Source organism: Stenotrophomonas sp. STEN013 (assembly GCF_056760355.1).
The window spans coordinates 84404-101656 of the sequence record NZ_JBRREO010000003.1; the positions used below are offsets into that span (position 1 = coordinate 84404).

Here is a 17253-nt window from a genome sequence, read left to right on the forward strand (position 1 = left end):
TATCCTTACAGCGGCATGTTCATCACGTCCTGGTAAGCCTGGACGAGACGGTTGCGGACTTCCACGGTGGCGCGGAAGGCGATCTGGGACTGTTGCGAAGCGACCATCACCTGGGCCAGGTCGGCACCGGGCTCACCGCGCTCGAAGGCGGCGGCCAGGGCGCCGGATTTCTGCTGGGCATCATTCACGCCCTTGATCGCGCCTTGCAGGGTTTGGCTGAAGGAGGGCGCATTGATTGCATTGCCTTCGCCCAGTCCCTGGATGGCATTGCTGCGGGCGATGTCCCCGGTCGGTGCGGCTTGGCTGACCTGGGTCTGCAGGGTGCGGATCTGGGAAAGAACAGAGGTGATCGAGTGGGACATCAGGCGGGATTCCGGAACGGGGTTGCTGCCTGTTCAACTGCAAGTCGCGTGCCTAAATTCGCGGCCCGGGGAATGGCTGCGGTGACGGGATGGGCTGTGTCGGGTGACGATTTCCCGTCGTCCGGTTTATGGCGCTGCGCCAGGCCGGCGCTGGCCACAAAAACAAAGCGCCCCGGAGGGCGCTGTGTCGGTGGTCGCACTATGTCCGGTCGCTCAGCTGGTGGCGGCTTCCGCGGATTCGCGCTCGATGCCGTACTTGCGCAGCTTCTCCACCAGCGTGGTGCGGCGCAGGCCCAGCAGCTGCGCGGCATGGGCGACGACCCCGCTGGTGCGTTCCAGCGCTTCGTTGATCAGCGACAGTTCGATGGTGGCCATGTGATCGCGCAGATCGATCCCGGTATTGGGAAGGTGGGTCGCGGCGGGAGTGCCGGCCCCGGTTGCCACCGGCGCCGCCGGAGTGGCTTCGGCCGGTGCGCCCAGGCCGATCAGCGGCCGCTCCTCATCCAGCGTGGCCGCTGGTGCCGGCGGATGATCGCCACGGTAGCGTGCAGGCAGGTCCTGCACCCGCACCATGCCGCCGGGATGCAGCACCGCCAGCCGTTCGACCAGATTGGTCAGTTCGCGCACATTGCCCGGCCACGGGTGGCGGGCCAGGGCTTCCAGCGCTTCGACGGTGAAGCGGACTTCGCCGCGACCGGTGCGTGCCAGCTGGCCGGCGATGGTTTCCACCAGCGCCGGGATATCGGCGGTGCGTTCGCGCAGCGCCGGCACATCGATCGGGAACACGTTGAGGCGGTAGAACAGGTCCTCGCGGAACTTGCCGTCGGTGATGCGCGACTCCAGGTCACGATGGGTCGCGGCGATCACGCGCACGTTGCAACGGATGGTCTGGTTGCCACCGACGCGCTCGAAGCTGCGTTCCTGCAGCACGCGCAGCAGCTTGACCTGCATCGGCAGGCTCATGTCGCCGATCTCGTCCAGCAGCAGGGTGCCGCCCTCGGCCATTTCGAAGCGGCCCTTGCGCGCGGTCAGGGCGCCGGTGAACGCGCCCTTCTCGTGGCCGAACAGCTCGCTTTCCAGCAGGTCCGGCGGAATCGCGCCACAGTTGATCGCCACGAACGGACCGTCGCGGCGCGGCGAGCGCTGGTGGATCGCGCGGGAAACCACTTCCTTGCCGGTGCCCGATTCGCCCAGCACCAGCACCGTGGTGTCGAACGCGGCAACCTGGTCGATCAGCTGGCGCAGTTCCACCACTGCCGGACTGCTGCCGGTGGGGCCGCTTTCCTGCGCGGCGCCTTGTTGATGCTCGGTATCGAGCCGCTTGAGGCTGGCGCGGCGCAACAGCGCTTCCATCTGTGCGTGGCGCAGCGGCTGCTCCAGCGGCCACACATTGGCCTCATGCAAGCCGTAGTGGCGGGCGAAGGCCAGCGGATCGCCTTCGGCCAGCAGTACCGGGGGCGGCATCGAGGTCTGCGCCAGCCAGGCGAAGAATGGCGCAGCCCGGGCGCTGTCTTCCAGATGCCCGACCACGATCGCCATCCAGTCGTTGGCACGGTGGCGACGGGTGTCGATGTCGTCGGCGTCGGTCACCCAGCGCGGGGTGAAGTCCATGAACTCCAGCAGCGCCACGGTACGTTCGGCGCGGACGCCGTCGCCATCAATGACAAGGATGCGTGACTCACTCATTGCTGTCGTCCTGCTTGAGGCTCTCCAGGATCGGCATGACCTCCTGGATATAGGAAAGTTTGCTGACGAAATTGTCGGCGCCCGCACGCAGGGCGTGCTCGCGGTGTTCGACATCGTCGAAATGGCTGGCAATGACGATGTACGGGGCATCGTCCTGGGTCTTGATCAGCCGGGTGGCCTGCAGGCCGCCCATTTCCGGCATCGCCAGATCCATCAGTACCACCTGCGGGCGCAGTGCTTCGGAGCGCTCGATCGCCTCCAGCCCGTTGGCGGCACTGCCGATGATCTGCACCCATTCCACTTTGCGGAAATGGCGCATCGCGGCGTTGATGAAGCCTTCATGGTCATCGACCAGCAGCACGGTGAGCTTGTTCATGGAGTTCCTTGGTTCTCAGCCCGCGCGGGCCAGTTGGGGCTTGGCGTTCTGCCGGCGACGTTCGCGGGCCGGAGCGATATCAAGCTGCTCGCGGTATTTTGCGACGGTTCGCCGCGCGATGTTCACCCCCTGGCGCGCCAGCAGCAGGGCGATGGCCTCATCGGCCAGTGGCCGTGCGGGCGGTTCGGCGTCGATCAGGCGTTTGACCATGGCCTTGACCGCCTGGCCGGAGATGCTGGCGCCCTCCAGTCGCACCGCGAAGAAGTGCTTCAGTTCGAAGGTGCCGCGCGGGGTCTGCAGGTATTTTCCGGAGGTGATGCGCGAGACGGTGGACTCGTGCATGCCGATGGCGTCGGCCACTTCCTTCAGGGTCAACGGCGCCATGGCTTCTTCGCCGCGCATCAGGAAGGCGGCTTGGCGCTCGACCACCACCCGCGCGGTACGCAGCAGGGTGTCATAGCGCATGGACAGCCCGCGGGTCAGCCAGCGTGCCTCCTGCAGCTTTTCACGCATCGGCTGTGCAGCTTCGCCGGCACTGTCGATGACCGCCTGTTCGTAGGCCGGGTTGATGGCCAGGCGCGGTGCGGTGCCGTGGTTAAGCGCCACGCGCCACTGGGCGTCGGCATGCCAGACCACCACGTCGGGAATGATCCGGGTGTCGTCCTGCGGAATCAGGCTGTCGCCGGGACGCGGCTGCAGCGACAACACCAGCCGGAATGCCTCCAGCACATCCTCCAGCTCGGCATCCAGCTCACGGGCGATCGCGGCGTAGTCGTGCGAGGCCAGCCGCGCCAGGTCGCCGGCCAGCAGGCGGGTGGCCAGATGGCGGGCCGGCACGCAGCCGGGCAGGGTGGACAGCTGCACCTGCAGGCTTTCGCGCAGGTCCACCGCGGCCATGCCGCACGGGTCCCCGGTCAGCAGGCGTTGGCGGATGGATTCCACATGGGCGCCGTCACGGTCGAAGCGGGCGCTGGCCAGCAGGGTCAGCGAGGCGAGCGGCGCATCCAGATAGCCGGCGTCATCGCAGTGTTCGAGCCAGAACGCGGCGATTTCCAGATCGCCTTCATCCAGATCCAGCGCAAGCTGGCGCAGCAGGCGGACATGGGGGTCGCTGGATTCGCCGGCGGCGATGCGTGCGGTACGGTCGTCCTCACCCTCGTTCCAGCCACCGCCGGCGACATCCCACATCGAGCTCTCGGGCAGTTCATCGAAAGCGGCAGCTTCGACCTGTGCATCGGCAGCAGGCGGCAGGTCATCGGCCGTAGCGTGCTCTTCCACCATCTCCAGCAGCGGATTGTTCTCCAGAGCCAGACGCACTTCCTGCTCCAGCTGCATGCCATTGAGCTGCAGCAGACGGATGGATTGCAGCAGCGCCGGGGTGAGGTGGAGCTGTTGCCCGAGCTGGGCGGAAAGCGTGGTCTTCATGGGGCGACACCAACACGTGAAAAATACGTTATGGAACGCATCTTGCGTGGGCGGTGTCAGGGTTTGAATCGGTGCAAACCTGATGCCGGTAGTCGAATCACCGACGCCATGTCAGGGATTGCCTTACGCCGGGACGTAATCCTGACGCGCCGGAAAGCCGCAACCCCTTGTATTGCAGTGTTCTGAGGGGCGCGGGGGAGGGCGGGTGACGGAATTCCGGAACTGTGACGTCAGGCCACAACCGCGCCCGCCGGTTTTACGCCAGCTCCTGCTGATGGCGCGCGGCGAACAGCAGCAGGTCATTGGCACGGCGGCAGCCCAGCGCTTCCATCATCCGCGCCCGGTGGGTTTCCACGGTTTTGACGCTGATACCCAGGTCGGCGGCGATCTCTTTGGTGCTCTGACCGTTGCCAAGCTGGCGCAGGATCTGGCGCTGTCGCGGCGAGAGCGCCGCAACGCCGGTAGGACGCTCCCGGCTGAGCATCGGTGCCAGCATCTTTGCCGAGATCTGTGGACTGAGGAACAGCTGCCCGGAATAGGCCGCCCGCAGCGCCAGCTCCAGTTCCTGCGGGGCGGCATCCTTGACAATGAAGCCGACCGCGCCGCGGTCCAGTGCATCACGCACATGCGCGGTGTCATCGTGCATGGACATCATCACGATGCGCGCGTCGGGAACCCTCAATCGGATGTCCGACAGCGCTTCCAGGCCGCTGCGACCGGGCATCGACAGATCCATCAACACCAGTTCGGGCTGATGGAATACCGCCATTTCCACTGCCTCATCGGCGCTGCTGGCTTCAGCGATCACCTGGATGCCGGCAAAGCTCTGCAGCAGCCGGCACAGACCGGCGCGCACCAGGGTGTGGTCATCGACGATAAGAACGCGCACTGGGGCAGGCATCGGTAGTGGGTAGGCGGTCACAGTAGCCGAGTGGCTGCCGCAGCGCCAACCGGCGGTCAGCGTACGCGCCGGGTGCCGGCGATCTGACGCCGATGCAGGCGGAACAGGTGGCGTTCCACGGCCGCCGTCAGCGCGTCGCTGGCCGGATGCAGGCGCAGCCACAGGTGATGGATGCCATCGGTTTGCTGTTCCGCAACCAGTTGCACCGGCAGCTCGATATGGTCGGGCAGCCAGTCGGCCGGCTGCAGCCGGATCACCCCTGCGCTCCCGGGGGCCGCGCCGCTGCCGTGTGGCGACGCCAGTCGCAGCCCCAGCCGGGACCACTTCAGATTGCAGGTCGGCAGGGGCGCCATGGATTGCTGCAACAGGCGTCCCAGCAACACCAGGGCCAGATCCAGGCGCGCTTCCAGGCGCTGCAGCTGGGCACTGCCCTCAAAACGCTCCTCGCCGTCATCGGCACCGCGCGAGTCCTCCACCAGTGCGACGCTGCGCAACAGCATTTCCGCGTTGCCCGGGCGGCGTACCTGGACGCCGGCCTCGAATTCGGCCGGCACCGCAAGATCGCAGCTGAGCGTGTCGGCAAACAGCTCGGTTTCAGCGGCGGACGGCGAGGCGGGGGCGTTCATGCCAGCGATTCTGCCTGATGATAGGCCTGCACGGCGCGTACCGACTGGTGGCCGGCACGCAGCTGGGCTGCGGCGGCATCACGGCGGTCAGTCATATCAGCGGTCAACGACTGCTGCATTTCCAGCAGTGAGCGCAATGCACCGGCCTGCGCCTCGCCACCGTTGGCGGCGATGTACTCGCGTACCTGCAGATCGTGATGGGCGACGATGCGCTGCGCCAGCTCGTGGTCTTCTTCGCCCAGCGCGATGCGCAGGGATTCCAGGCTGCTGTAAAGCGCCTCCAGCCCGGCGTCGTTGGTCATGGTGGACTCAGGCATGGGAAGCGGCCGGACGCTGGCGCTGGGCGAGGGGGATCGCGTTCCAGGCCGATTCGATTTCGCCCAGCAGGCGCAGGGTTTCGTGCAACGCGGAGGGATCGTTGTGCAGATTGGCTTCGGTCAGGCGCTGGGCGATGTAGTCATACAGCGCGGACAGGTTGCCGGCCATTTCTCCGCCGGCTTCGTGGTCCAAGGTGCCGTTGAGGTGGCCGACGATGGCGCAGGCTTCGCCAATGGCTTTGCCCTTGCGGGCCTGGTCGCCCTGCAGCAGGCAGGCCTCGGCCTGTCGGATGCGTTCACAGGCGCCGCTCAGCAGCAGCGCCACCAGCTTGTGCGGATCGGCGTCGGAGACGCTGCTCGTCACTCCCACCTTGCGATATTGCTCTGCGAACTGGCGGCTGGAACCGTACATGGGTCGGAATCTCCTTTATGCCCGCCCCGCGCTCATGGATGGGCGACGGGGAGCGCCAACAGGCGCCGGGGCGATGCGATGCGGGGTGTCGCTCTTTCTATCGGCCCGGTTGGCCCGGGCTTGAGGGCGGTGCGGGGATGTTTACTTGGACTTGGGCGCCAGTGCGGCCAGCTGTTGGCTCAGGTAATCGCTGGTGCTCTGCATTTTCGCCACCATCGTGTCCATCGCGGTGAACTGCCTGGTGTAGCGGTCGGAAACCTTCTCCATGCGCGCATCCAGGTTGTCCAGGTCGCTCTCTAGCTTCTTGATCTGCTTGTTCAAGCCTTCGGTGCGCAGGCTCAGGGAGCCGTGGGTGGCATCAAGCTGGCTCTTGAGCAGCGATTTCATGCTGGTTGCCAGGCTGCCTTTTTCACCCAGCAACGCATCGGCGGCCGTGGGGTTGGCGGCCATCGCCTTGTCGAATTCGCCGGCATCCAGGCTCAGTGTGCCTTCCTTGGAAATGCTGATGCCCAGTGCCTTGAGCTGCGTGACATTGCCGCCGACCAGGTTGCGCATCTGTTGCTGCAGGCCGCGCACCATCGCATCGCCGGTCAGGGCCGAGGCGGTGTTGCTGGTGGCGTTGTAGCTGCTGCTCGACTTGAGTACACCCATGGTCGCGTTGTACGCGGCCACAAACCCCTGCAGGTTGGCCTTCAGGGGCGCGTTGTCCTGGCTGACCGTGAGCGTTTTGGTCACGCCGACGTCAGCCTTGCTCAGGCTCAGCGTCACGCCGGGGATGATGTCGGTGATGCTGTTGCTGCTGGAGGTGCGCTCGAAGCCGTCGACGCGGACCACCGCATCGGTGGCGGCCTGGGTCTGCGACAACCCGCCGGCGCTGCCATTCCAGGTCAGCGCGGCCAGGCCACCATCGCCAGCGGTGGTGGACAGTTTCAGTGCGCCCGCGGTGCCCGGATCGGTCGCGTTCAGTACCAGGTGCTGGCCGTCGTCGGCGGTAATGACGCTGGCACTGACGCCCTTGCCACCGGCAGCCTTGTTGATGGCCGCGGCGATATCGGACAGGGTGCTACCTTCGGTGATCTCCACATCCAGCGCGTTCTCGCCCCAGGCGATGGAGAGCGTTCCGTCACCGACGGCCGCGTCCTTGGCGAACGCGCCGGAGGTCAGCTTCTGCGCCTGGGCCAGGCTGGCCACCTCGATGCTGTAGCTGCCGGCGACCGCACCGGTCCCGATGTTGGCGGAGAATCCCGCGCCTTCGGCCACGCTCGACTTGAAGGCCGGGCTGGTGGCGCTCTTGCCCAATGCTTCCAGCGCGGTTTGCAGGTTGCTCAGCCCGCTTTTGATATTGCCCAGCGCCGACAACTTGGCGGTGGCGGCCGTGCCGGCACTGTTGATGCGGTTGGCGGTCGGTGCACGCTCGGCGGCGACCAGCTGCGCGACGATGGTGGGGATGTCGAGGCCGGAGCCGATTGTATTCAGAGCCATGGTTTTCCTTGCGGGCCAGATGGCCGTCGTGGTGGCCAGGCAGGCCTGTGAGGTCTATCGGCCAGTGGCCGGCAGACTTGAGGGCGCTGCCGGCATGACGGCGTGACGAGTCCCCAGCACTCGTGCAAATTCTGTGCCGCACCCGCGGATGCGGATGACGGAGCCGCGGCGGCAGGATGGTCGCCGCCGTGTGCCGGCGCTATGCCGTCTGACGTTTTCACCGATAAAGAAAAGGCCCCTCCGGAGAGGGGCCTTGGGTGTTGCCTGAAACGTGGCGTCTGGCGGGATCAGCCCAGCAGGCTCAACACGTTCTGGGTGGAGCTGTTGGCCTGGGCCAGCATGGCGGTACCGGCCTGTTGCAGGATCTGCGTGCGGGTCAGTTCGGCCGTTTCCTTGGCGTAGTCGGTGTCGCGGATACGGCTGCGCGAGGCCGACAGGTTTTCCGAGGTGGCGTTGAGGTTGGCGATGGTGGAGGTGAAGCGGTTCTGGATCGCACCCATGTCAGCGCGCGAGGAGTTCACCGAGGTCAGCGCCTTGTCTACGATCGACAGCGCACGCTGCGAGCCGAGGACGGAGCTGATGTCGACACTGCCGACGTTGCTGCCGGCGGCGGCCAGCGCGGTTTTTGCACCGGCGCCGAGATCCAGGCCGTTGTCGGCAACGGTCAGTGCCTCGGTGAATTCCGGATCGGTACCGCCGGTATCGACGGCGCCAAAGGAAAAGGTCTGGTCGGCCTTGACCGAGCTCAGCGTGATCGTCTTGTCGGCGTTGACCTTGGCGTAGACGCCGGTGGCGTCCATCTTCTCGTTGATGGCGGCGGCGATCGCGGCGCTCTGCGATTCACCCTTGGCGATCTTGATGTCGCCCAGCGCGATGTTGGTCGAGTTTCCATCAGCGTCATAGGCGCTGACGCCAAGGCCCTTGACCGTGGTGTCAGCAGCGGCGTCATCGGCGGCAAAGGCGGCAATCGTTGCATCGGCCGAGAACTGCGCCTTGCCCAGTGCGTTGACGCTGGCGTTGACGATGGAGTTGATGCCGATGGTCTGGCCGGCGTCAGCGCCGATCTGGAACAGCGCGCCAGAGAAAGAGCCATCGAGCAGGGCGGTGCCATTGAAGTTGGTCTGGCGCGAGACGCGGTCGATTTCCGAGACCAGCTGGGTCACTTCGGCCTGCAGGGCGTCACGATCGGACTGCGAGTTGGTGGCGTTGGCAGACTGCACCGACAGCTCACGGATACGCTGCAGGTTGCTGCCGATTTCGACCATCGCGCCTTCGGCGGTCTGGGCCAGCGAGATGCCGTCGTTGGCGTTGCGCACGGCCACATCCAGACCACGGATCTGGGTGGTGAAGCGCTCGGAGATGGCCAGACCAGCGGCGTCGTCCTTGGCGCTGTTGATGCGCATGCCCGAGGACAGGCGCTGGATGCTGGTGGCCAGGCTGTTGCCGCTGGTGGTCAGGTTGCGCTGTGCGTTCAGCGACATCACGTTGGTATTGATTACTTGTGCCATGGCGGCAACTCCTCTTTGGTGTCTGAGCCGGCACAGCTGTCAGGCCGGTGTTGTGCAGTGTGGTAAAGCCGGAAGGCATTGCCGCTGCTGTAATCAATAACGGCACTTGACGTGCGGGCTTTAGTGCGGGATCGAAAAAAATACGGCTTTCGGGCTGCGCCGTAGCGTTGCCGGAGTAGATGAAGCGCGCAGCGCACGCATGTTTCCTGGCTGCATTGCGTCCACCGGGGCCGATGAGGCGCGATTTGGCACAGCTGCACATTGCGGAAAAAAAAGACCCCTCCGGAGAGGGGCCCTTGCTGTCACCAAAAACGCTTGGCTTGCGGAATCAGCCCAGCAAGCTCAGCACGTTCTGGGTGGAGCTGTTGGCCTGGGCCAGCATGGCGGTACCGGCCTGCTGCAGGATCTGCGTGCGGGTCAGTTCGGCCGTTTCCTTGGCGTAGTCGGTGTCGCGGATACGACTGCGCGAGGCCGACAGGTTTTCCGAGGTGGCGTTGAGGTTGGCGATGGTTGAGGTGAAGCGGTTCTGGATCGCACCCATGTCGGCGCGCGAGGAGTTCACCGAGGTCAGCGCTTCGTCAATGATCGACAGTGCTTTCTGCGCGCCTTCGACGGAGTCGATCGAGACGTCCTTCACCGTGGCGGCAGCGCCGGCGGCGGCGGTGCCAGCGGCCAGGCCGGCCAGATCACCACCGGTGATGCCGGTCGCAGCGGTCTGGGTAGGGGCGGTCAGGGTCAGGTCTTTGCCGGCGATCAGCGAGTGCAGCGACAGCTTGCCGTCGCTCTCGACCTTGGCGTAGACGCCGGTCTGGTCCATCTTCTCATTGATGGCGGCAGCCAACTTCTTGCCCACGGTTTCGCCGGTGTCACCGATGGCGATATCGACTTTGGCGATGTCTTGGCCATTGACCTTCATGGCCGAGAGCGAGCCAGCGGCAGTCGCCGTGCCGGCAACAGCGGCAGTGGAGGTGGTGGTGGCGGCGTAGTTGGCCTTGCCGAGCGAATTGACGCTGGCATTGACGATCGAGTTGATACCGATGGTCTGGCCGGCGTCGGCGCCGATCTGGAACAGCGCGCCGGAGAAGCTGCCATCCAGCAGGCTGGTACCGTTGAAGTTGGTCTGGCGCGAGACGCGGTCGATTTCCGAGACCAGCTGGGTCACTTCGGCCTGCAGGGCGTCACGGTCGGACTGCGAGTTGGTGGCGTTGGCCGACTGCACGGCAAGTTCACGCACGCGCTGCAGGTTGCTGCCGATTTCGACCATTGCGCCTTCGGCGGTCTGGGCCAGCGAGATGCCATCGTTGGCGTTGCGCACGGCCACGTCCAGGCCGCGGATCTGGGTGGTGAAGCGCTCGGAGATGGCCAGACCGGCGGCATCGTCCTTGGCGCTGTTGATGCGCATGCCCGAGGACAGGCGCTGGATGCTGGTGGCCAGGCTGTTGCCGCTGGTGGTCAGGTTGCGCTGTGCGTTCAGCGACATCACGTTGGTGTTGATTACTTGGGCCATGGTGGCAATTCCTCTTTGGCGTCTGATCCGGCACAGCTGGACGGCCGGTGTTGTGCAGTGTGGTAAGGCCGTAAGGCATTGCCGCTGCTGTAATCAATAACGGCACTTGACGTGCGGGCTTTAGTGCGGGATCGATGAAGTTGCGGATTTTTTTCTGCGCTCGTGCAATGACTGTCACGTGCTTTTGTCGACGCCAGGGGTTCCTGGGTCGCTGCGGTTATCCAGGCCGTGAAAGCGGTGGGGGGCATTCGCTTGCTACCGGGTATGCATCAAAAAGGCCCCTCCGGAGAGGGGCCTTCGTTGTCACCAGGAACGGTGGCTGCGCGTGATCAGCCCAGCAGGCTCAACACGTTCTGTGTGGAGCTGTTGGCCTGGGCCAGCATGGCGGTACCGGCCTGCTGCAGGATCTGCGTGCGGGTCAGTTCGGCCGTTTCCTTGGCGTAGTCGGTGTCACGGATACGACTGCGCGAGGCCGACAGGTTTTCCGAGGTGGCGTTGAGGTTGGCGATGGTCGAGGTGAAGCGGTTCTGGATCGCACCCATGTCGGCGCGCGAGGAGTTCACCGAGGTCAGCGCCTTGTCGGCCAGCGACAGTGCCTGCTGGGCGCCGGCAACCGTGGAAATATCCAGGTCGCTGATATTCTTCAGCTTGCCGGCAACCGTGGCGGCCACAGAGGCGTCGGTGATGGTGAACGTCGGCGCGGTTGTCGCGGTGGGGGTCGATGCGGTGTCGGTCCAGGTGCCAACAGTCACGTTGAATGCCTTGAAGGCGCCCGCGCTGTCCACGCTTTCCTTGACCGAGGACAGGTTGATCTTGGTCGCATCTGCGGCGTCGACTTCAGCATAGACGCCGGTCTGATCCATCTTTTCGTTGATGGCGGCGGCGACGGCCTTGGCTGCGGCCCCCTGCATGTCGGCGGCGGTGGTGCCGGTGGCGGCGACATTGATGGTTGCCAGATCGATGGCCTTGCCGTCGGAGCCGGCGACCTTCATGCCGGTGATCTTCAGGCCTTCGCCGGCAGTGACTGCCGCGGCGGCGACGGTCAGCGAGTTGCTGTCGAAATGGGACTTGCCGAGCGAATTGACGCTGGCATTGACGATGGAGTTGATGCCGATGGTCTGGCCGGCGTCGGCACCGATCTGGAACAGGGCGCCGGAGAAGCTGCCGTCCAGCAGGCTGGTGCCGTTGAAGTTGGTCTGGCGCGAGACGCGGTCGATTTCCGAAACCAGCTGGGTCACTTCGGCCTGCAGCGCATCACGGTCGGACTGTGAGTTGGTGGCGTTGGCCGACTGCACCGACAGCTCGCGGATACGCTGCAGGTTGCTGCCGATCTCGACCATCGCGCCTTCAGCGGTCTGCGCCAGCGAGATGCCGTCGTTGGCGTTGCGCACGGCCACGTCCAGGCCGCGGATCTGGGTGGTGAAGCGCTCGGAGATCGCCAGACCGGCGGCATCGTCCTTGGCGCTGTTGATGCGCATGCCCGAGGACAGGCGCTGGATGCTGGTGGCCAGGCTGTTGCCGCTGGTGGTCAGGTTGCGCTGTGCGTTCAGCGACATCACGTTGGTGTTGATTACTTGGGCCATGGCGGCGATTCCTCTTTGGTGTCTGATCCGGCACAGCAGTACGGCCGGTAGTGTGCAGTGCGGTAAAACCGGAAGGTGTTGCCGCTGCTGGAATCAATAACGGCACTTGACCCGCGGGCTTTAGCCAAAACGTAAGAGGCGCCGGCGGCCAAGTGGGCCGTTGCATGACAGCTGGGGAACGGCGGTGCCATGTTGACCGCATTGAGTCCATTTTCAGGACAATCGACCAAAAATCGGTAGACGTCGAACGAAAATCGCTCGATCACGACCAAAAAATGGTCGGCGCCGACCATAAATCGCTCGTGTACGACCGGAAAATGGTCGTCGTCGAGCAGAAATCGGTCGTGAGCGAGCAAAAAATGGTCGTGCACGACCATAAATCGGTCGATGCCGAGCGAAAAATGCTCGCGGGCGAGCGGAAAACGGTCGCCCTCGACCGCCAGACGGTCGCGGCCGGGCAAAAAACGCTCGCCTCTGGAAGCCGGGCCCGGCAACGGCCCGGTACCTGATCACCCGGCCGGGAAGCGCACACCCGGAAGGGGCGGGTCTTTCCACCTCGGGGGCCGAAGCGGGGCGGGGGACATCCCGCCGGTCAGCCGCTGCCGGAATGCCGGCGCGGGGGAGGGCTGCCACGGAAACGGAAAGGGCCCCTGCAAGAGGGGCCCTGGATGCTGCTGATGCGGCGGCGGAGCTTACTGCTGCAGCAGGCTCAGCACGTTCTGGGTGGAGGTGTTGGCCTGGGCCAGCATGGCGGTGCCGGCCTGCTGCAGGATCTGCGTGCGGGTCAGCTCCGCGGTTTCCTTGGCGTAGTCGGTGTCGCGGATACGGCTGCGCGAGGCCGACAGGTTTTCCGAGGTGGTCTGCAGGTTGGCGATGGTGGAGGTGAAGCGGTTCTGGATCGCACCCATCTCGGCGCGGGCCGAGCTGACCGCGGTCAGGGCGGTGTCGATCACGTCGATGGCGCGCTGCGCACCGACGAAGTCGGTGACGACCAGGTCCTTGGCGGCGGTGGCGGTGGTGGAGAGCGCACCGGCGGTGCCGGCCGGATTGGCCAGACCGTACTCGGCCAGGGTGTTGCTGCTGGCAGCGTTGATCGCGACAGCAAACTCCTGCCCGCCCTTGAGCGAGGACAGGGTCAGCACGCCGTTCGCGTCGGCCTTGGCATAGATGCCGGTCTGGTCGAGCTTGGCGTTGACGGCCTGGGCGATGGCGTCGCCCATCTGCTTGCCGGTGGTGCCCAGGGCGTAATCGACATCGCCGATGGTGACCGTGGAGACCTTGCCGTCGGCATCGGTCACTTCGATTTCCAGCCCGGTCAGGGTACCGGCGGCAACGGCGCCGGTGGCGGCCGGAGCCAGCGTGCTGGCCGCATCGCCGACATAGTTGTTGGCGAAGAAGCTGGTGCCCAGCGCATCGGCGTTGGCATCGACCAGGGCGTTGATGCCGATGGTCTGGCCGGCGTCGGCGCCGACCTGGAACAGCGCGCCGGCGAAGGTGCCATCCAGCAGGGTGGTGCCGTTGAAGTTGGTCTGGCGGGCGACGCGGTCGATTTCAGCGACCAGCTGCTTGACCTCGGCGTCCAGCGCCTTGCGGTCGGAGGCGGAGTTGGTGGCGTTGGAGGACTGCACGGCCAGCTCACGGATGCGCTGCAGGTTGCTGCCGATCTCGACCATCGCGCCTTCGGCGGTCTGCGCCAGCGAGATGCCGTCGTTGGCGTTGCGCACGGCCACGTCCAGGCCGCGGATCTGCGTGGTGAAGCGCTCGGAGATCGCCAGACCCGCCGCATCGTCCTTGGCACTGTTGATGCGCAGGCCCGAGGACAGGCGCTGGATCGAGGTGGCCAGCGACGCGCCGCTGGTGTTCAAGTTGCGCTGTGCGTTCAGCGACATGATGTTGGTGTTGATGACTTGGGACATGGCGTTTCTCCGTTGTGGTCGTGCGCTTGCGTCGTGTGAGGTAGCGGGTGCTATACGGGTAGAGGAATCAGCGGATCATGTTGAACAGCGACATCGACTGCATCTGGGTGAAGATGGTCTGGGCCGCCTGTAGTGCCGCGCCTTCGAGCTTGTATTGCCCGATGGCTTCGGCGTAATCGAGGTCGCGCAACTGCGACAGCGAGGTTTGCAACGTCACCGAATTGGCCTCGCGCAGGGCGGCGGCGTCATCGATGGATTTGAGCTGGGCGCCACCGGCGGCGCGGGCGTCGATCAGTGCCTCGGCGGCGCGGGACACATCTCGGATGCTGGCCTGCAGCGCGTTCTGCTGCGCGGTGCGCCCGGCCAGCGTGGAGGTGTCCATTTCCAGGGTCTGCACCAGTTTGTCCAGCGTGCTGAACACATCGCGGGTGCCGGCCGGCCCGGCGTTGAACGCGTCGCCAGCCACCGGGGTGCCTTCAATGCGCACCCGCAGCCCTTCGAAAACGATGTCCTCGCCGCTGGCGTAGTTGCCGGTGCCGACCACCGTGTTGCTGGCATCGACCACCTCGTAGGTGTCGGCAGCGGTGAAGCGCAGGGTGTAGCTGGAGCCATCCCAGCTGCCCGAGCCGTCACGGCTGACATCGGTCAGCACCGCCTGCCCGGCGTTGCCGGCCACCGCGCCGCCGTCCACCGTGCCGTCGCCGGTGCGGATGCGCAGGAAGATCTCGCTGCCCGGCAGGGTGTCCTTGATGAACGTGCCCGGCGCCACTTCCACCATGCGCTGGTTCTGGTCGCCGTTGTAGATCACGCTGCCATTGCTCAGGGTGAACGGCGCGGCGCCGTCGGCGGCACCGCCGAACAGGTAGCGGCCACTGCCGTCGCTGCTGTTGGACAGCGCCAGCATCTGCTCCTTGATCGACTTGAGCTCGTTGGCGACGGCTTTGCGGTCATCCACCGACAGCGCCGCGTTGTTGGCCTGGATCGAAAGGTCGGACACGCGCTGCAGCAGCTCGCCAGCCTGGGCCAGGGCGTTTTCCTGCAGCCCCAGGCGGTTCTGCGCGCTGCCGGCATTGGCACCGAGCTGCTTGAGCTCGGCCAGGATCCGGTCCATGCCGACGGCGGCACCGGAGGCGACCGGGTCGTCCTTGGCGGTGACAATTTTCTTGCCGGTGGCCAGCTGCTGTTCCAGATGCGAGAGCTTGCTCTGCTTGGACATCATCAGGAACACCGACTGGTCATACATCATGCTGCTGGAGATACGGTTGTTCATCGGCGCACCGCGGAAAGGATGGTCTGGAACATGGTGTCGGCGGTGGAGATCAGCTGCGAAGCGGCCTGGTAGGCCTGCTGCAGCCGGAGCATGTCCGCCGCTTCCTCGTCGAGGTTCACGCCGGAGATCGCGTCGCGGCTGGCCTGCGCGTTCTGGTTGATCACCTGCTGCGCCTGCAGCGAGTACTCGGCTGCGCGGGCGGCCGAGCCGATCTGCGTGGTCAGCCCGCCGAGCGCGCCGTTGAGGGTGATCGTGCCGCCATTGAAGGCCTTGGCGTCTTCCACGCCGGCCAGACGCGCGGCGTTGCCGTTGTCGCTGGAACCCGGCGCGGTCTTGCCGATGGTGAAGGTGTCACCGGCGGCCGGCTTGCCGTCGAGCACGAGACTCCAGCCATTGGCGCTGATCGTCTGGCCCGGCGTGTACGGGAACGGGCCGGCGCCATCGATCATGTACTGGTTGGCATCGAGGAATTCGATGCTGGCCGGGTTGAGCAGGGCCGGGTTGGCGACATCGAGGATGTCAAGCTTGCCGAGCACGCCGGTGCCGCTGTTGGCCAGGTCCGAGGCCGCTTTCACCGGGTCGGCGGCGGCGATACGCGAAGGATCGGTGATCGCAACCGACAGGCCGTTGGTGGCCGTGGCCGTGGGCTGCAGCAGGAAGCGGTCGTTGGCCGCCGGGGTGCCACCGACCACGAACTCCACACCGTTGACCACGAACGGATCGGCCGCGGTGCCGGCGCCGGTCATCGGCACACTGACGCCGGTATCGGCGCGCGAGGCCTGCCAGCCCGTGCCGTCGAAGCGCAGCATCAGGTTCTGGCCGTCCAGAGCGGTGGTGTCGCCATAGCTGCCGGTCAGCGTGGCGCTGCCGGTGTTGCCGCTGTGGTTGGTGATTTTGGGCGGGGCCAGATTGAAGAAGTCCGTGCCCATGTCGCCATACAGATCCATGCCTTCGCGGTGGCTCTGGTTGAACGACAGGGCCATGCCCACCGCGATGCGGCCCAGCTCGCCCTGGGCCGGTGCCAGCACGCTGTCACGGAATTCCAGCAGGCCGCCAAGCTGGCCGCCCAGTGACTTGTTGCCCAGGTTCACCGTCATGCCCTGGGTCTTGATCGCCAGCTGCAGGCGCTCGGGCTGCAGCGGATCGGTCACCGTGGTGACCTTCGAGGCGGTGGTGCCCACCACCAGCGCATGACCGCCGGCGGAGAACACGTTCATGATGCCGCCGTCCTGGATCACCGCGGTGCCGCCGGTGTAACCGATCAGCTGCGAGATCAGCTGGTCACGGCGATCCAGCAGGTCCGGTGCGGCCGCCGCGGCGTTGCCGCCGATGGTGCCGTTGATCTGGGCGATCTCCGCCGCCAGCCGGTTGACCTCCTCGGCGCCGGCGATCAGGCCGTTGTTGACCTCGTTGCCCAGCGTGTCCAGGTTGGCGCTGAGCTGCTTGAAGCGCGTCACCAGGGTGGAGGCGCTTTCGAGCAGGCTGCGGCGGTCGGTGGTGCCCGAGGCGTTGGCCGACAGTCCGCTGACCGAATCGAAGAAGTTGGACCACACCCCGGCGACGTTGGTGGCCGAATCGGAGAACAGTGCGTCCACCCGGTCGGCCATCGACGAGAGCTGCTTCAGCCGCGCCAGTTCACCGCTGCTGTCGAGCAGCCGCGAGATCGCCAGCTGGTCGGCGACGCGGCGGATATCGGTGATTTTCGTGCCGTTGCCCACGTCGCCATAGCCGACGTTGGAGGGATCGCGCGTGGCGAAATCCACCTTCTGCCGGCTGTAGCCGTCGGTCTTGATATTGGCCACGTTGTGGCTGACGGTAGCCAGCGCCCGCTGGAAGGCGATAAGCGCACTGGTACCGGTGGAAAGAACATTGGACATGGACG

Annotated in this window: 16 protein-coding genes; 1 reads left to right on the forward strand and 15 read right to left on the reverse strand. The window is 65.6% G+C overall.

From position 1 onward, the window contains the following. Window positions 1-5: 5 nt before the first annotated feature. The 12 genes from fliE to ACVOMH_RS08275 all read right to left on the reverse strand — a co-directional run bounded on the left by fliE (window position 6) and on the right by ACVOMH_RS08275 (window position 12185). Entirely contained in the window at window positions 6-362 is a 357-nt protein-coding gene (gene fliE / locus ACVOMH_RS08220; RefSeq protein ID WP_054659227.1) for a flagellar hook-basal body complex protein FliE, read from the reverse strand. A gap of 213 nt (window positions 363-575) precedes the next feature. Beyond that, window positions 576-2048 carry a sigma-54 dependent transcriptional regulator gene (locus tag ACVOMH_RS08225; RefSeq protein ID WP_481551625.1) on the reverse strand — a complete coding sequence of 491 codons (1473 nt, stop codon included), beginning with the start codon at window positions 2046-2048 and terminating at the stop codon, window positions 576-578. Then, window positions 2041-2424, reverse strand: a complete 384-nt coding sequence (locus ACVOMH_RS08230; RefSeq protein WP_481523815.1) for a response regulator — start codon at window positions 2422-2424, stop codon at window positions 2041-2043. Before ACVOMH_RS08230 ends, ACVOMH_RS08225 begins: the two co-directional genes overlap by 8 nt. A gap of 15 nt (window positions 2425-2439) precedes the next feature. Further along, on the reverse strand, window positions 2440-3849 hold the full coding sequence (gene rpoN / locus ACVOMH_RS08235) for an RNA polymerase factor sigma-54 (RefSeq protein WP_481551626.1): 1410 nt from the start codon (window positions 3847-3849) through the stop codon (window positions 2440-2442). 256 nt (window positions 3850-4105) lie between these two features. After that, window positions 4106-4738 (reverse strand): response regulator, encoded by a 633-nt coding sequence (locus ACVOMH_RS08240; protein ID WP_481551627.1) that lies wholly within the window; start codon window positions 4736-4738, stop codon window positions 4106-4108. Window positions 4739-4806: 68 nt separating this feature from the next. Next, entirely contained in the window at window positions 4807-5376 is a 570-nt protein-coding gene (locus tag ACVOMH_RS08245; RefSeq protein ID WP_481551628.1) for a PilZ domain-containing protein, read from the reverse strand. After that, a complete protein-coding gene (locus tag ACVOMH_RS08250; RefSeq protein ID WP_145974348.1) occupies window positions 5373-5693 on the reverse strand; it encodes a hypothetical protein in 321 nt (106 codons plus the stop codon). Before ACVOMH_RS08250 ends, ACVOMH_RS08245 begins: the two co-directional genes overlap by 4 nt. Further along, window positions 5686-6105 carry a flagellar export chaperone FliS gene (fliS, locus tag ACVOMH_RS08255; protein ID WP_054657808.1) on the reverse strand — a complete coding sequence of 140 codons (420 nt, stop codon included), beginning with the start codon at window positions 6103-6105 and terminating at the stop codon, window positions 5686-5688. Before fliS ends, ACVOMH_RS08250 begins: the two co-directional genes overlap by 8 nt. A gap of 141 nt (window positions 6106-6246) precedes the next feature. Beyond that, a complete protein-coding gene (gene fliD, locus ACVOMH_RS08260; RefSeq protein WP_481551629.1) occupies window positions 6247-7587 on the reverse strand; it encodes a flagellar filament capping protein FliD in 1341 nt (446 codons plus the stop codon). 287 nt (window positions 7588-7874) lie between these two features. Next, complete coding sequence (locus tag ACVOMH_RS08265) at window positions 7875-9095, reverse strand: flagellin (RefSeq protein WP_481551630.1); 1221 nt, start codon at window positions 9093-9095, stop codon at window positions 7875-7877. 328 nt (window positions 9096-9423) lie between these two features. Continuing rightward, window positions 9424-10602: a flagellin gene (locus tag ACVOMH_RS08270; protein WP_481551631.1), complete on the reverse strand. Its 1179-nt coding sequence runs from the start codon at window positions 10600-10602 to the stop codon at window positions 9424-9426. A gap of 329 nt (window positions 10603-10931) precedes the next feature. Continuing rightward, the gene (locus ACVOMH_RS08275) at window positions 10932-12185 is read right to left on the reverse strand and encodes a flagellin (RefSeq protein ID WP_481551632.1); all 1254 of its coding nucleotides are present in this window, start codon (window positions 12183-12185) and stop codon (window positions 10932-10934) included. A 164-nt stretch (window positions 12186-12349) separates the two neighbouring features. Here ACVOMH_RS08275 and ACVOMH_RS08280 point away from each other — a divergent pair, with 164 nt between their 5' ends. Further along, on the forward strand, window positions 12350-12694 hold the full coding sequence (locus tag ACVOMH_RS08280; protein WP_481551633.1) for a hypothetical protein: 345 nt from the start codon (window positions 12350-12352) through the stop codon (window positions 12692-12694). A 183-nt stretch (window positions 12695-12877) separates the two neighbouring features. On the opposite strand, the gene ACVOMH_RS08285 is transcribed toward ACVOMH_RS08280, so the two are convergent. The 3 genes from ACVOMH_RS08285 to flgK form a co-directional block, all read right to left on the reverse strand. Further along, a complete protein-coding gene (locus tag ACVOMH_RS08285; RefSeq protein WP_481551634.1) occupies window positions 12878-14101 on the reverse strand; it encodes a flagellin in 1224 nt (407 codons plus the stop codon). Window positions 14102-14168: 67 nt separating this feature from the next. Further along, entirely contained in the window at window positions 14169-15371 is a 1203-nt protein-coding gene (flgL, locus tag ACVOMH_RS08290; RefSeq protein WP_054657818.1) for a flagellar hook-associated protein FlgL, read from the reverse strand. Next, window positions 15368-17248, reverse strand: coding sequence for a flagellar hook-associated protein FlgK (gene flgK, locus ACVOMH_RS08295; RefSeq protein ID WP_481523826.1), 1881 nt, complete (start codon window positions 17246-17248; stop codon window positions 15368-15370). Before flgK ends, flgL begins: the two co-directional genes overlap by 4 nt. Window positions 17249-17253: the final 5 nt, after the last annotated feature.